9 protein-coding genes are annotated in these 14,275 nt (G+C 63.3%); 6 read left to right on the top strand and 3 right to left on the bottom strand.

Features of this window, described 5'->3' with window-relative positions; all coding sequences use genetic code 11:
* Positions 1 to 62 precede the first annotated feature (62 nt).
* The 3 genes from OIS53_RS17545 to OIS53_RS17535 all read left to right on the top strand — a co-directional run bounded on the left by OIS53_RS17545 (position 63) and on the right by OIS53_RS17535 (position 4,989).
* A complete protein-coding gene (locus tag OIS53_RS17545) occupies positions 63 to 1,442 on the top strand; it encodes an Nramp family divalent metal transporter (RefSeq protein ID WP_264679875.1) in 1,380 nt (459 codons plus the stop codon).
* Positions 1,443 to 1,761: 319 nt separating this feature from the next.
* Entirely contained in the window at positions 1,762 to 4,023 is a 2,262-nt protein-coding gene (locus OIS53_RS17540) for a TonB-dependent receptor (RefSeq protein WP_264679874.1), read from the top strand.
* Between the two features lie 102 nt (positions 4,024 to 4,125).
* A complete protein-coding gene (locus tag OIS53_RS17535; protein WP_264679873.1) occupies positions 4,126 to 4,989 on the top strand; it encodes a transporter in 864 nt (287 codons plus the stop codon).
* A gap of 292 nt (positions 4,990 to 5,281) precedes the next feature.
* Here OIS53_RS17535 and OIS53_RS17530 read toward each other — a convergent pair whose 3' ends face one another.
* Positions 5,282 to 5,668 (bottom strand): SPW repeat domain-containing protein, encoded by a 387-nt coding sequence (locus OIS53_RS17530; RefSeq protein WP_264679872.1) that lies wholly within the window; start codon positions 5,666 to 5,668, stop codon positions 5,282 to 5,284.
* Positions 5,669 to 6,073: 405 nt separating this feature from the next.
* Positions 6,074 to 8,668, bottom strand: a complete 2,595-nt coding sequence (locus OIS53_RS17525; RefSeq protein ID WP_264679871.1) for a lamin tail domain-containing protein — start codon at positions 8,666 to 8,668, stop codon at positions 6,074 to 6,076.
* A 154-nt stretch (positions 8,669 to 8,822) separates the two neighbouring features.
* Between OIS53_RS17525 and OIS53_RS17520 the strand changes: the two genes are divergently transcribed.
* Positions 8,823 to 9,824, top strand: a complete 1,002-nt coding sequence (locus tag OIS53_RS17520) for an aspartate-semialdehyde dehydrogenase (RefSeq protein ID WP_264679870.1) — start codon at positions 8,823 to 8,825, stop codon at positions 9,822 to 9,824.
* A gap of 134 nt (positions 9,825 to 9,958) precedes the next feature.
* Positions 9,959 to 11,044: a TonB family protein gene (locus OIS53_RS17515; protein ID WP_264679869.1), complete on the top strand. Its 1,086-nt coding sequence runs from the start codon at positions 9,959 to 9,961 to the stop codon at positions 11,042 to 11,044.
* Positions 11,045 to 11,071: 27 nt separating this feature from the next.
* Here OIS53_RS17515 and OIS53_RS17510 read toward each other — a convergent pair whose 3' ends face one another.
* The gene (locus OIS53_RS17510) at positions 11,072 to 11,830 is read right to left on the bottom strand and encodes an alpha/beta fold hydrolase (RefSeq protein WP_264679868.1); all 759 of its coding nucleotides are present in this window, start codon (positions 11,828 to 11,830) and stop codon (positions 11,072 to 11,074) included.
* A 210-nt stretch (positions 11,831 to 12,040) separates the two neighbouring features.
* Between OIS53_RS17510 and OIS53_RS17505 the strand changes: the two genes are divergently transcribed.
* Positions 12,041 to 14,197, top strand: coding sequence for a M48 family metallopeptidase (locus OIS53_RS17505; protein WP_264679867.1), 2,157 nt, complete (start codon positions 12,041 to 12,043; stop codon positions 14,195 to 14,197).
* Positions 14,198 to 14,275: the final 78 nt, after the last annotated feature.

Here is a 14,275-nt window from a genome sequence, read left to right as displayed (position 1 = left end):
AGGCAAGCCTAAAATCTACGTACTTCGTACTATCTCCGCTCCGAGGCGGCCTCCGACATTATATGCCAACAGTACTACCTTCTTCCTCTACCACTTCTGCCCCCTCATCTGCTCCGCTGCCCGAAGCCGGTTGGCGCCGGGCCCGTACGGTGCCCTCCTTGCAGGAAGTGTACGCCTCGGTGCGGGTGCCGGCTCACGATGCGTCGTTTTGGCGCAAGCTGCTGGCGTTCTGGGGGCCGGGCCTGATGGTGGCTGTGGGCTACATGGACCCCGGCAACTGGGCCACCGATATTGCCGGCGGCTCCCGCTACGGCTACACCCTGCTCTCGGTCATCCTGATTTCCAACCTGTTTGCCATGCTGCTCCAGCACCTGGCAGCCAAGCTGGGCATCGTGACGGGCCGTGACCTGGCCCAGGCCTGCCGGGACCATTATTCTAAGCCCGTGGCTTTGGTGCTATGGGTGCTCTGCGAAGTAGCCATTGCCGCCTGCGACCTGGCCGAGGTTATCGGCTCGGCCATTGCGCTTAACCTGCTGTTTGGCTTGCCTCTACCCTGGGGCGTGGTGCTCACCATTCTGGATGTGCTGGTGGTGCTGTGGTTTCAGAACAAGGGCTTCCGCATTCTGGAAAGTATCGTAGCGGGGCTGATTGTGGTAATTTTCGGCTGCTTCCTCTACGAAATCATTGTGTCCAGGCCCGATTGGTTTGGTATTCTGGGCGGCCTCGTGCCCCGGCCCGAGGTGGTAACCACGCCGGGCATGCTGTACGTGGCCATCGGTATTCTGGGCGCCACCGTCATGCCTCACAACCTCTACCTGCACTCCAGCATTGTGCAAACCCGCGCCTTCGACCAGGATGAGCCCGGTAAGCGCATGGCCATCAAGTTTGCTACCATCGATAGCACGGTGGCCTTGTTTATGGCTTTCTTCGTGAATGCCGCCATTCTGATTACGGCGGCCGCTGCCTTCCACAGCACCGGCCGCCACCACGTAGCCGACATCAACGAGGCGCACCACTTGCTGGCGCCGGTGCTGGGCGCCGGGGCGGCCTCGGTGGTGTTTGCCGTGGCCCTGCTGGCCTCGGGCCAGAACTCCACGCTTACCGGCACTCTGGCCGGGCAGATTGTAATGGAAGGCTTCCTCAATCTGCGCCTGAAGCCCTGGCTGCGCCGCCTCATCACCCGCGCCATAGCCGTGGTGCCTGCCCTCATTGTGGCCCTGCTCTACGGCGAAAAAGGCACCGGTGAGTTGCTGGTGCTCAGCCAGGTTATCCTTTCGTTGCAACTCAGCTTTGCGGTAGTACCGCTGGTACTGTTCACGGGCAGCAAAGCCAAGATGGGCGTGTTCGTGAACCGTCCCTGGCTGCAAGCCATAGCCTGGGTTGTATCCGGCATCATCATCGCCCTAAACCTGTACCTGCTCTGGGAAACGTTTTTTGGGTAGGATTTCGCCGTAGTTGCCTCACCTCCACCCCCCTCTCCGAAAGGGAGAGGGGGCTCTAGCCCTAGCTTTAGAAAATTTCATGCATCAAACCTTGCGCATGGAACAACTGGACTGGGGTGGCTGCTGGTTACAGAACGTCAACTAGAAATTAGAGCTAAAGCACCTCTCCCCGGAGAGGGATGAGGGTGAGGCGACTAAAGCTAGAAAACTAGTTCCCCCTCTCTTTTGGAGAGGGGGCTAGGGGGTGAGGTCCGCCGCGCCATTCCTCCATGTCCACAAATTTAGACCAGCCTAAACAAGGTCAACAGTACCATCTAAAATGAAGCACTTCCTACTGTATATTCTGCTCCTGCTCACCTTAACCGCCCACGCGCAAACGGGCACCATTCGCGGGACGGTGCGGGCCGAGGGTAAGGTGGTGCCATTTGCCAGCATTGGGCTGAAAGGCACCACGCTAGGCACCACGGCCGACGAGCAGGGCAACTTTGCGCTGGGCAAAGTGCCGGCGGGCAGCCACCGGCTGGTGAGCAGCGCCGTGGGCTTTTTGCCGGCCGAGCGCACCGTAACAGTGGCCGCGGGCCAGACCCAGCAAGTGAATGTCAGCCTCAATCCCAGCCCCAACGCCCTAGGCGACGTGGTGGTGAGCGGTACGCTGAATGAGGTAGTACGGAGCGAGTCGCCGGTGGCGGTGGAGCTGTACTCGCCCAAGCTGTTTCGCAAGAACCCGGCGGTGTGCTTGTTCGAGAACCTGACCATGATTAATGGAGTGCGGCCCCAGCTCAACTGCAGCGTGTGCGGCACCGGCGACATTCACATCAACGGGCTAGAAGGCCCCTACACCATGGTGCTGATTGATGGGATGCCGCTGGTTAGTTCCCTGAGCACGGTGTACGGGCTGAGCGGCATTCCGAGCAGCCTGATTGAGCGGGTGGAAGTGGTGAAAGGCCCGGCCTCTACGCTCTACGGCTCCGAGGCCGTGGGCGGACTCATCAACGTCATCACCAAAAACCCGGCGAAGGCGCCCCGCTTTTCGGCCGACGTGCTGGGCACTTCCCACCGCGACCTGAACCTGGACCTGGGCGTGGCCCGCAAGGTGGGTTCAGCCTCTACCCTGCTCAGCACCAACCTCTACCACTTCGACCAGCGCCGCGACGTGAACCAGGACGGCTTTACGGACGTGCCCACCCAGCAGCGGGTGTCGGTGTTCAACAAGTGGACCTGGGCCCGGCCCGAGCAGCAGGTAGCCAACCTGGCCGGCCGCTACTACTACGAAGACCGGTTTGGGGGCCAGCTGAACTGGACGCCCGAGCACCGCGGCCAGGACAGCATTTACGGGGAAAGTGTGTACACGAGCCGCTACGAGCTGCTGGGCCAGTACCAGCTGCCGGTGCGGGGACAAAAGCTGCTGCTGAGCGGCACGTTCAACCAGCACAACCAAAACTCCGTGTACGGCACCACCCTGTATCGGGCCAGCCAGCGCGTGGGCTTCGGGCAACTCACGTGGGCCAAGGAGCTGAGTATCCGGCACAACCTGCTGGTGGGCGCCACTTACCGCACCACTTGGTACGATGATAACACGCCTGCCACGGCCTCAGCCAGCCTCGACCAGCCCCGCAACCAGCCCGACCTAGTGCGCCTGCCGGGCGCCTTCGTGCAGGATGAGTGGCGCCTCACGCCCGATGCCACCCTGCTCATGGGCCTGCGCTACGACTACAACTCCCGCCACGGCAGCATCCTGAGTCCGCGCCTGAACTACAAATGGGGCCGGCCCGATGGCAGCCTGGTGTGGCGCCTGGGCCTGGGCAACGGCTACCGGGTGGTAAACCTGTTTACCGAAGACCACGCCGCCCTCACTGGGTCCCGGCAGGTGGTGGTGCAGGGCAACTTGCGCCCCGAGCGCAGCTGGAACGCCAACGTCAATTTCACCCGCTTCCTGCAAACCCGCAGCGGCGGCACCGTCACCTTCGATGCCAGCGCCTTCTACACCTACTTCACCAACAAAATCAGCCCCGACTACGACACCAATTCCGACCAGATTATCTACCGCAACCTCGACGGGTTTGCCGTGAGCCGGGGGCTGACGCTGAACACTGACATTGCGTTTTCCAGGCCCCTGAAGCTGCTGCTGGGCGTGACCTTGCTGGACGTGTACCGCCAGGAGCGCCTCGTGGCGGGGGAGCCCCTGCGCCGGGTGGCCCAGCTGCACTCCCCGCCCTTCTCGGGCACCTGGGCCGTGAGCTACGCCCTGGAAAAGCTGCGCCTGAGCCTCGACTACACCGGGCAGGTGAGCAGCCCCATGCCTTTGCCCGTGGTGCCCAATGACTTCCGCCCCAGCCGCTCGCCCTGGTTTGCTCTGCAAAACGTACAGGTGACGCGCAAGCTGCGCGAAGGACTGGAAGTGTACGGGGGCCTGAAGAACCTCTTCAACTTCCTGCCCCGCCACCCGCTGCTGCGCCCCTTCGACCCGTTCGACAAGCGCACGGCCGTGGACAACCCCCAGGGCTACAGCTTCGACACCAGCTACAACTACGCGCCGGTGCAGGGGCGGCGGCTGTTTCTGGGGCTGCGGTACAGCTTATGAGGAAATTCGCCGCCTACTTCGAGCAGGAGGCCCCGTAAGCTAGGCGTTCCGCCAGGCTAGTGCAGCCTGCATCCTGAGTGCCGGAAGGTGCGTATCGGGGCCATGTCTCTCTCCTACTCTCGTGCTACCACGGCTTTCTTGCTTGGCGGCTTGCTGCTGCTGACTGCGCCCAGCCTGGCGCAGCAGTCTGCCGACACCGCCGCTACCCGCCGCTACTCCCTACGCAACCCCACGCCCCGCCCGGACCTGCGCAAGCTCCACCCCGACCGGCCTGGCATCACGGAAAGTGCTTTCACCATCGACCCCGGCCATTTTCAGCTGGAAACCAACCTGCTGCGCCTGCGCAACGGCCGTGAGAACGGGCAGCGCCGCCGCGAGCTGTACCTCAACCAAGCCACACTGAAACTGGGCCTATCAGAACAGACCGATGTGCAGGTGGTGTTGGAATCCTACACCACGGAAAAGCAATGGACCGGTGAGCAGCCTGAGCGCCGCCGCGGCTTCGGCGACGTGACGCTGCGCCTGAAGCGCAACCTGTTCGGTGACAACAAGAAAACCGGCGCCGCCCTGGCGCTGGCCGGCTACGTGCGCCTGCCCACCGGCGACGACGTAGGCGAAGGCGGCGTGGAGGCCGGCCTGTCGGTGCCGTTCACGTACGTGTTCAGCGAGGCTACGGAGCTGTCGTTGCAGGTGCGGGGGCAGCGCAGCTACGACCGGGACGAGGGCCTGCACTACTGGGCCGTGCTGCCGGCGGCCACCATCAACCACGAGTTCACCAAGGTTCTGGGCGTCTACACCGAGCTGATGAGCTACTGGGACACCCGAAAAGATGTGTGGCGCAGCAGTCTGAATGTAGGGCCGGAGCTGATGCTCAGTGAGAATTGCCAGCTCGACTTTGGCGCCGCCCTGCCTCTCACGCGCAACACGTACCGGGAATATTTCGTGGGCCTCACGCTGCGCCGGTAGTCTGGCTTAGTTATTCAGGCCGTCGGACAGCCCGTCCTGCACTATCTGGCGTCGACTAACCGAAGTGTCTCGCGTGCGGAGGTTGTACTACTGCTAATACTTCTATATAAAGAAACCGCCCGGCTCTCGTACGCTGTGCGGCAGGAGCCGGGCGGCAACCCTGTAGCACAACTAAAAAGCCCGGCACCACCTTGGTGCCGGGCTTCCCAGAAAATATGCTGCTACTCTAGCTAAGAAGCAGTTGGCATTAGCTGCAACTACGTCAGTCCGCTGTAGAGACGCGCTTAGCTTCTTAGTGAGGCATCATGGTGCCTTCGGTGCGGGCGTGCGCAACGCCCCGCCAGTCGGTGAGCATCCAGGTACCCAGAAACACCACACCCATAATCATGAAGAAGTTGCGGGCCGTTTCATTCAGGTCGTTGAAGCCGAATACAAACGGCGCTGCCAGAAACGCCAGGCCGCTTACCAGTTCCAGCCCACCGTGCACGGGGAAAGGAATTACGCGCATCGCTCCCATCGGGAAGTCGGTGAGCAAAGTGATGAGCAGATAGCCGGCTGCTAATAGGTAACAAACTGTTGCGTACGGGCCTTCGAAGTTGAACAGCGTGGGGGCCAGGGCAAATAAGGCAACGGTGCCATAGTCGAGCATGCCATGCACGCGAGGTGATATTACTTTCATGGGGACAGGCAAGTGAAAGGTTGAAGATGGGTTTTTCTACGACCTGCCGCCCCAAAAGATATTGCCGAGCTATTAACCAGTAGTATTTTTTATAGCCTTGAGCCCTTGTCAGATAAGCCTGTGGCCTCTTCTGCCCAGTGCTTAGGTTGATGCGTTGCCTGGTCCATGGTTGTTTTAAACCCGCTTAAAAAGTCGGCAGACGGTTATGCTTCAGCAGGCCGATGCAAGTAGAGCAGGCGGGGCGTTAAGGATGCTTTGCTTTTTCGGGCTGGAGTTAATGAGTTTGGCGCTGATTTGCCAGGAGCGAGGCACACGGTAGAGGCACTGAAACAGTACCAATTGTGTGTGAAAGAAGATACGCCTTCCTATCGGGTGCTTGGGTTCCACCTCGTCGAGGCAGACTTTCTACAGCCGCGCCCCTACCACCACGGTTTTCCGGTACTGCTCTTTCTCGCCGCCGCTGGGGCGCAGCAGCTCCACCAGCAGCACGTACACGCCCACGGGTGCTTTCTGGCCTTGGTCGGTGAGGCCGTCCCACTGCCAGAAGCCGCGGGTGGGCAGGCTTTCGTTGCGGACGAGGCGGCGAGCCAGGCGGCCCTGGGCGTCGTAGATGGTGAGGGAGCCGACGTAGCCGGGCTGATCAAGCTGGTAGGTGAGGGTGGCAAAATCCTGCTGGCCGTCGTTGTCGGGCGTGAAGACCTCGGGCTCCAGCACCAGCGTGCCCGCGCCGCTGGGGTCGGGGCGGGCTTGGGAGTTGGGGCGGCCCGGCGTGGCATGGCCCACGGCCCCAGCGGCCGAGTGGAAGTTGCCGGCCTCGCTCGGCCCTTCGGCCCTGATGCGTTCCAGCGACACGCCGTCCAGGTCGTTCAGCAGCTTCAGGTGCTGCTTTTCATGGTACGTGTAGCGGTCCAGGGTTTGGTTTCGGGCGTCCAGCACCGCTACCGTGCCGGCGTCGTCGGGCAGGCTGGGCAGGGCGGGCACGGCCAGCAGGCTTGCCGGGGCGGTGCTGGTGGGGTACTGGCGCTGCACTACGTCGGGGCGGGTGGTGAGGGCTAGCAGCTGGCCCGGACCCAGCACTACGGGCACCGGGCTGATGGGCTCGGCGTCCTGGGTGCCGTCGGGCTTTTCGCTGGCCAGGCGCCAGCCTTGCAGGTCCAGGTACTTGCCGGAGCGGTTCAGCAGCTCCACGAAATCAACGCCCCCGGTGCGCGGATTGAAGAGAATTTCGTTGAGTACCACGTCGCCGGGCGCGGCGGGCACGGGCAGGGCAAATGTGGCCGAGGTAGCCGGGCCGCTAGCATTGCCCACGCAGTCCTGGGCCCGCTGCACGGTTACGGTGTAGGGCTGGTTAGCCGGCAGGGCGGCGCTCAGCGTCAGGTCCACCACCCGGAAATCAGGCCCGAGGGGAGCAGCTTTGGTTACGGCCGCCGCCGGGTTCAGCGAGTATAGGCCGCTGGCCGCCGCGGCCGTGCTGTCCAGCTTCTCCCCGAAAAACAGGCGCACGGTGGTGGGGTTCAGGGCCAGGGCGCGGAGCAGGACGGGGGCGGTGAGGTCGGGGCGGGTGGCGCGCACGGAGTTGGCCTGGCCGGGGGTGCCGCCGCTGGGGTCCTGGCTGGCCGTCCAGTTGTCGAGGCCGGCGCAGGGGTTGGTGGCATCCACCATTTCCAGAGTCCAGCCGCCCTCCTGCTTGCGGGCGTCCTTGTACCAGGTGTCGGCGTAGCTGATTTCAAACAACGTCCGGCCGTCTCTGGCCCGTAGCATCAGCTGGTCGGCGGCATTGCTCAGGCTAGGGAAATTACTCAGCCCGAACACCTTGCCCAAGCCCGCAAACTGACTGGCCCGCGTGCTGCCACACACCACGGCGTACTCGCCCGGCAGCAGCACCGCCCCGGCCGGAAATACCGCTGCTGCACTGCTGCCGGGCTTCAGCAGCCGCACCCCGGCCAGGTCCAGCACGGCCGTAGCCGAAGGGTTATGAACTTCGATAAACTCCGAAGCCGGCAGCCCCACGGCAGGCGTCTCGTCGGCCAGGATTTCGGTGATGAGCACTTGATTGGGCCCTGGCGCTACGGCAATGCCGTTGTTCTGAAAACTAGCCGTGAGCGGGCCAAGCGCCACGTTGCCGTACAGGTCGGCTATGCTGCGGGCCTCCACTGTCACGGGGCCCAGCGGCAAGTCGGCGGCCAAAGTCAAGTGCACTACGGCGGGGTCCTGGGCGTCGCGCTGGGCGGCAGTTACGGCGGGGGCGCCGGCCGTGGTCAGCCGATAATTGGTGGCACTCTGCACTGCGGCCACGGCTTCGTTGAAGGTGAGGTCGAGCTGGCGGGCAGTGCTGGCCGCGGCCTTGATCAGCAGGGGCGCAGTGGCGTCCGTCACCCGAAAATCGTCGAAGAAAAACGCCCGGTTATTGGCCTGCGAATACGTGACGAGCACGCCCACGTGGCCGCCGCGCTGGTGAGTGGCATCCGTAGCGGTGCCTTCGGCGGCGAAGGTGGTGCCGCCGGTCAGGTCCCGCTCCAGGGTCCAGACGTTCTGCACGGAGCGGGTCACGCGCACCCGTACGAGGTTGTTGGTCGAGGAGCTGAGCGTACCATCCTGCCCGTTCACCACGTACACGGGGCTGCCCGCGGCGTCTTTGCGAAACAGGGCCACCTCGTCGGGGGTGCCGCCCAGGCGCACGAAGTAGCCGGTGGCGGTTTTCAGGTCCGCCTGGTCGGAGAGCAGCCACACGTCGGCATAGTTGCCGCTGCTGGTAGCCAGCCTCAGGTTAACCCAAAACTCCCAAGTGGTGCCGGTGCTGGCCTGGCAGGGCGTCGTGAGCTGGAGCTGGGTGCCCGTGACGGCGGGGCCGTTGGTTTGGAGCTGCTGGGCGGTGACCTGGAAGCTGGCCGCGTCGCCGGTCCAGGCGGGGTTCTGGGTGAAGTTGCCGTCCTGGAAGGTGTCGGTGAGCTGGGCGGTAGCGGATAAGGGGAGGAATAGCAGGAGTAGTAGTTTCTTCACGGGCAGATGTGTTTTTCTCGCAGTGTTGCGCAGAGGATAACGCAGTGTTTCGCAGTGTTCAGGCGTCAGCACACTGCGAAACACTGCGTCATCCCCTGCGCAACACTGCGAGAAAGATATACTGCTTTACCTTTACAGCCTAACCTGAATCAGAATGAAAGTTGCCGTTGTAGGTGCCACCGGCCTGGTAGGCACCGAGATGCTGAAGGTGCTGGCTGAGCGCCAGTTTCCCGTTACCGAGCTGCTGCCTGTGGCCTCCGCCAAGTCGGTGGGCCAGGAAATCGAATTCCGGGGCCAGAAATACAAAGTGGTGAGCATGGATGATGCCATTGCCGCCCGCCCCGCCGTGGCCATTTTCTCGGCCGGGGGCTCCATTTCCAAAGAGGAAGCCCCGCGCTTCGCCGAAGTTGGCACCGTGGTTATCGACAATTCCTCGGCCTGGCGCATGGACCCCACCAAGAAGCTGGTAGTGCCCGAAATCAACGCCCACGAGCTGACGACGGCGGATAAAATCATTGCCAACCCCAACTGCTCGACCATCCAGATGGTGGTGGCCCTCAACAAGCTACACCAGCGCTACCGGGTGCAGCGCATTGTGGTAAGCACCTACCAGAGCGTAACCGGCACCGGCAAAAAAGCCGTGGACCAGCTCATGGCGGAGCGCGCCGGCACCCCCGACGCGGCTCCCCGCGCCTACCCTCATCCCATCGACCTGAACGTGCTGCCCCACATCAACGACTTCGAGGCCAATGGCTACACCAAGGAGGAAATGAAAATGGTGGAGGAAACCAAAAAAATCTTCTCCGACGACACCATCCGCGTGACGGCCACCACCGTGCGCATTCCCGTAGTCGGCGGCCACTCCGAGTCCGTGAACGTGGAGTTTGCCGAGGAGTTTGACCTCGACGAAGTGCGCGACATCCTACGCCAGACCGAAGGCGTGGAGCTGGTAGACGACCCCGCCCAGAACCGCTACCCCATGCCCAAAGACGCCCACGGCCGCGACGCCGTGCTCGTCGGCCGCATCCGCCGCGACGAAACCCAGCCCCGTACCCTCAACCTGTGGGTTGTGGCCGACAACCTGCGCAAAGGTGCCGCCACCAATGCCGTGCAGATTGCCGAAAAGATGCTGTACATGGGGCTGTTGCAGGCCTAGCTGCCCTGTCGTTCTGCGTATTTGTCGGGAATAACGTCTTAGAAAATTCCTGGCTAAGTTCTATCTTTCAGCGGCGAAGTACCACGTGTAGTGTGCTTCGCCGCTTTTCTATTGTTACCCTCACCTTCTATCGTATGTCCCTGTTTTCTCGGGCAGCCGTACTGGCGGCCCTGGTTACGCTGCATAGCTCAGCCCAGGCCCAGCAGCCCGCCACTTCCCAACCCGTTTACACCTACGTGGAGCAGATGCCCACATTTCCTGGCGGGCAAGCTGCGCTGTTTCAGGCGGTAAGCCGCACCGTCCAGTACCCTGCCGAAGCCCAGCAGCAACGGATTGAAGGCCGGGTATTCGTGTCGTTTGTCGTCACCGAAACCGGTAACGTCCGGGACGCCAAGGCCGTGAAGCCAGTTCATCCCCTGCTCGATGCTGAAGCCGTGCGCGCCGTGCAGGCCCTGCCGGCCTTCATTCCCGGCCGCCAGGGCGGGCGGGCCGTGGCGGTGGCGTACACGTTGCCCATCCAGTTTAAGCTGCCGGCCGACACCGCCGCCTCCCGCGACGCGCAGTATCCGGGCGGCCCCGAGGCGCTGGCCGCCTACCTGGCCGCTACTCCCTACCCGGAAGCAGCCCGCGCCGCCCAGGTGCAAGGCCGGGTGTACGTGCAGTTTGAGGTAGACTCCGTTGGCAAGGTGCGGCACGTCAAGGCCTTGCCGCCCGTGGCCGACCCGAAAGCTCAGAAGGCTGCACCCGTCTCGTCCGGGCTGGTGCTGCTCCACACCGCCGCCGAACAGCATCTGGCGGCCATGCCTGCCTGGCTGCCGGCCCGCCGCAACAGCTCACCCGTCACAACCCGCTGGACGGTACCAATCGACTTCACTTCTCAACCAGCAGCACCCGCCGCCCGTCCCCTTCCCTATGCCGATCAGCTTCCCGTTTTCGTGGGCAGCACCCCAGCCGAGCCTTTACGAGCCACCATTATGCGCAGTCTCCGCTACCCCGCGGCGGCCATCCGTAGTCGTATTCAGGGCGAAACGTTGGTATACTTCGAGGTAAGTGAGCAGGGGCAGATTGAGCGGGTAGAGGTCGTCCAGTCTTCTCATCCTCTGCTGGACGCCGAAACCGTCCGGGCCGTCAAGGCCCAGCGGATTGCCACGCCGGCCCAGTACCAGGGCCGGCCGGTACGGGTGTTCTGCATCTGCCCGGCTAAGTTTATCAGGATATAGCTCACCAGCGCCGGCCGCGCCGGCCTGCTACTGCTTGAACACCAGCTCGGCAAATCCTTCCACGGCGCGGCGGGTGGCGTCGGGGCGCTCCAGGAAGCCCAGGTGCCCCACGCGGGCCAGCCAAAGCACCATGCAGTGGTCGGGCAGCAGGCTTTCCTCGTGGGTTTTCTCCGGGGGCACGGCCCGGTCGTCTTTGCCGGCAATGAACAGCACGGGGTAGGTGGCCTTTTCCAGCACGTCGCGGCGGTCGGGGCGCTGGGCTATGGCGTCGAGGCTGCCCAAGGCGGTTTCTTGCGGCACAGCCGCGGCAATGCGCTTCAGCTGCTCCACGTGGTGCTCCATCGACTCGCGGTGGGCCGCCGACAGCTGGGGCTTCAGAAACTCGTCGGCAAAGGCCGCCACGCCGTGCTCCTCAATAAAGGCGCTGTTTCGGGTGCGCCGCTCCCGGTCTTCGTCAGCGTCGGGCAGGGAGGAGGAGTGGAACAAACACAGCCCGGCTACCAGGCCCGGATACTTTTCGGCGAAAGCCAAGCTCACGTACCCGCCCATGCTGTGGCCCACCAGCAGCACCCGGCCCACGCCGGCCTCGGTCAGCTGCTGGCGCAGAAAGTCGGCGGCAGCTTCCAGCGAGTAGTCGCCCACGCGGCCGGGCTCGGGGCCGTAGCCGGGCAGGTTGGGCCGCAGCACCTGGTAGGTGTCGGGCAACTCTTGCACAAACTCGTTCCAGATTTCGCTGCTTTCCAGGTAGCCGTGTACGAAGAGAATGGTGGGGCGGGGTTGATCCATAGGCCCCTCATACGGCCGGCAGCGCGGCGCGGTATAGCGCGGAGCTTGCGGGACTTGGGGCATGTGCGCTGGCTAGGTGCGACTTTGCTCAACTGCATACCAAGCTGCTTTGGGAACCCGCCGCGGATGCTTGTCCTGCCGGAAGCTCGGGCGTACGGCTTGCGGGAGTGAGACTTATTTGCCTATTTCCCGGCTCACCTACCTACTGCTATGGTCTCGACACTTTACCCGCCTACTCCAACCGCCGTATCCGCTGCTCTCGTCCAACCCTCGGCCCGCTACCGTGGGCTGGTAGTGCTGATGCTGCTCAGTATTTTACTGTTTGCAGTACTGTATCTGGTGCTGCTCGCCGCGGCCTGCTACGCCGTGTACATGGTGGCTTCGTTTCGCTTCGAGCACTACAGCGTTAAAGGCCTCATTTTTCATCTGGTGCTAGTGGGCGTTACGCTCATGCTGCCGGTGTTCCTGCTCAAGTTTCTGTTCAAACTGGGCGGCGACGACGACAACGGCTACCTCCCCCTGGACCCGGCCGCCCACCCCGACCTGTTTGCCTTCGTGCGCCAGCTTAGCGCCGAAGCCGGCGTAGCCATGCCCCGGCAAATTCTGGTAAACGGGCAGGTAAATGCCTCCGTGTTCTACACCAACACCCTGCGCAGCCTGGTGTGGCCCACACCCAAAAATCTGCTCATCGGCTTAGGGTTGGTGAATGGACTGAACCTAACCGAGTTCAAAGCGGTGCTGGCCCACGAATTTGGGCACTTCGGGCAGCGCAGCATGAAGCTGGGTAGCTACGTGTACGCCGCCAGCCGCGTCATTCACGATATGGTGTACGAGCGCGACAAGTGGGACGAGGTGCTGGCCGACTGGCGCCGGTCGGACTGGCGCGTGGCCTGGGCGGGCTGGCTGATGACGGGCGTGGTGTGGGTGGTGCGTAAGCTGCTTCAGCTCTGTTACCAGGGCATTCATGTGGTGCACGCTTCCCTCTCGCGCGAAATGGAATTCCAGGCCGACCGCGTGGCCGTGCGGCTGGCCGGCTCCGACGCTATTTGCCAGGCCCTGTACCGCCTCGGCCCTACTAGCGGCGCCCTCAGCCAAGCCCGGCAACAGCTCGGCCTGGCCCTGGAACACGAACTGGCCACCGACGACATCTTCTACCACCAGACCCGCTACCTGACCGACATGCAGCCCGCGGCCCCCGCGCCCGCCGCTGCCAGCCTGGAACCAGTCGCCGAGCCTCAGATGCTGTTTCGGCCCGATGAGGTGAGCGTGGTGGAAATGTACGCCAGCCACCCCGCCGACTATCTGCGCGAGCTGAACGCCAAGCGCCCCTTCGTGCCCGGCCCCGTGGATGACCGTTCGCCCTGGCTGCTGTTTGGGACCGAAGCCGCGGCCCTGCGCCAGCGTGTCACGGCCACGCTCTACCCCACTGGTGCGTCAGCTGTAGTGCGGCCCGCCGTCGAGATTGAGGAGTTTCTGCAAGCCGAGCGGCTCGAAACCACCTACGCCGACCACTACGCCGGCACCTACGACCACCGCCTCGCCTACTTCGCCGCTCCCGCCGATTTGCCCCAGCTGGCAGCCGACACAGTTCTACCCAGCCACAACCTGGGCGAAGCGCGCAGCCAGCTGTTTGGGGAAGAGCTGCGCCAGCGCACGGCTGCCCATGCGGCCCGGCTTGCTAATCTGGAAAAGCTGGCTTTGTTTCAGCACGGCCATACCAAAGACAAGCAGTTTACTGTGGATGGCGTCACCTACCCCGCTGCCGAGGCCAGCGCCGTAGCTTCCCGCCTGGAAGCCGAAAACAAGGCCTACCACGCCTGGCTGGAGCAGTTCGACCGCCAAGCACTGGCCCTGCACTGGCGCCTTTTCCGGGAGCAGCCCACCCTGCGCCCGGTTTGGGAGCAGCGCTATACCTTTCAGTACACCCTCTACCAGTTCAGTGAAGCCATCAACGAAACTGCCCACGCCGCCCACACTACCGTGGATAAAGTCAGCCGGCACGGCGAGCTGAGCCCCGCGCAGATTCAAACGTACCTGAGCCAGTTTCAGGCCCAGCACGCCCAGGCGCAAGCGTGGCTGCACCAAGCGGCGGCGCCCCTGCCGCCCCTGGCCCACCTCGGCAACTTCGCTACTCTATCCGACTTCTTGGTGTATGATAATGCCCTTCCCGGCCCCGTCGGGTTTACCAGCGAGTGGGTAGGGCCCTTCCTCGATTTCCTGCGTACCGCCGATAGCCGGGTGCAGCGCCTCTACTTCAAAAACCTGGGGGCGCTGCTCCAGCTCCAAGACCAAGCCGCCGAAGCCTCGGCCGCTACTACCGAAGCAGCTGTTTCGGCCAGCTTCCAGCCTTCTACACGAGGCAGCTAGCCGGTCATGCCTGATCTGGCGTCTGCGCAGCTGAAGCATGACCGGCTGGTGACTTCCCAAACAAGCTTCAGCACCAGA

The organism is Hymenobacter sp. YIM 151500-1, assembly GCF_025979885.1.
GTDB lineage: Bacteria > Bacteroidota > Bacteroidia > Cytophagales > Hymenobacteraceae > Hymenobacter.
The sequence above is the reverse complement of the archived record's forward strand: the minus strand, read 5'-3'. Positions and strand labels throughout refer to the sequence as shown.

Bases quoted from the DNA above. Each gene is read 5' to 3' on its own strand.
- OIS53_RS17530 (WP_264679872.1), bottom strand. From the start codon at position 5,668: ATGAAAGTAATATCACCTCGCGTGCATGGCATGCTCGACTATGGCACC.
- OIS53_RS17535 (WP_264679873.1), top strand. From the start codon at position 4,126: ATGTCTCTCTCCTACTCTCGTGCTACCACGGCTTTCTTGCTTGGCGGC.
- OIS53_RS17505 (WP_264679867.1), top strand. From the start codon at position 12,041: ATGGTCTCGACACTTTACCCGCCTACTCCAACCGCCGTATCCGCTGCT.
- OIS53_RS17510 (WP_264679868.1), bottom strand. From the start codon at position 11,830: ATGGATCAACCCCGCCCCACCATTCTCTTCGTACACGGCTACCTGGAA.
- OIS53_RS17545 (WP_264679875.1), top strand. From the start codon at position 63: ATGCCAACAGTACTACCTTCTTCCTCTACCACTTCTGCCCCCTCATCT.
- OIS53_RS17540 (WP_264679874.1), top strand. From the start codon at position 1,762: ATGAAGCACTTCCTACTGTATATTCTGCTCCTGCTCACCTTAACCGCC.
- OIS53_RS17520 (WP_264679870.1), top strand. From the start codon at position 8,823: ATGAAAGTTGCCGTTGTAGGTGCCACCGGCCTGGTAGGCACCGAGATG.
- OIS53_RS17515 (WP_264679869.1), top strand. From the start codon at position 9,959: ATGTCCCTGTTTTCTCGGGCAGCCGTACTGGCGGCCCTGGTTACGCTG.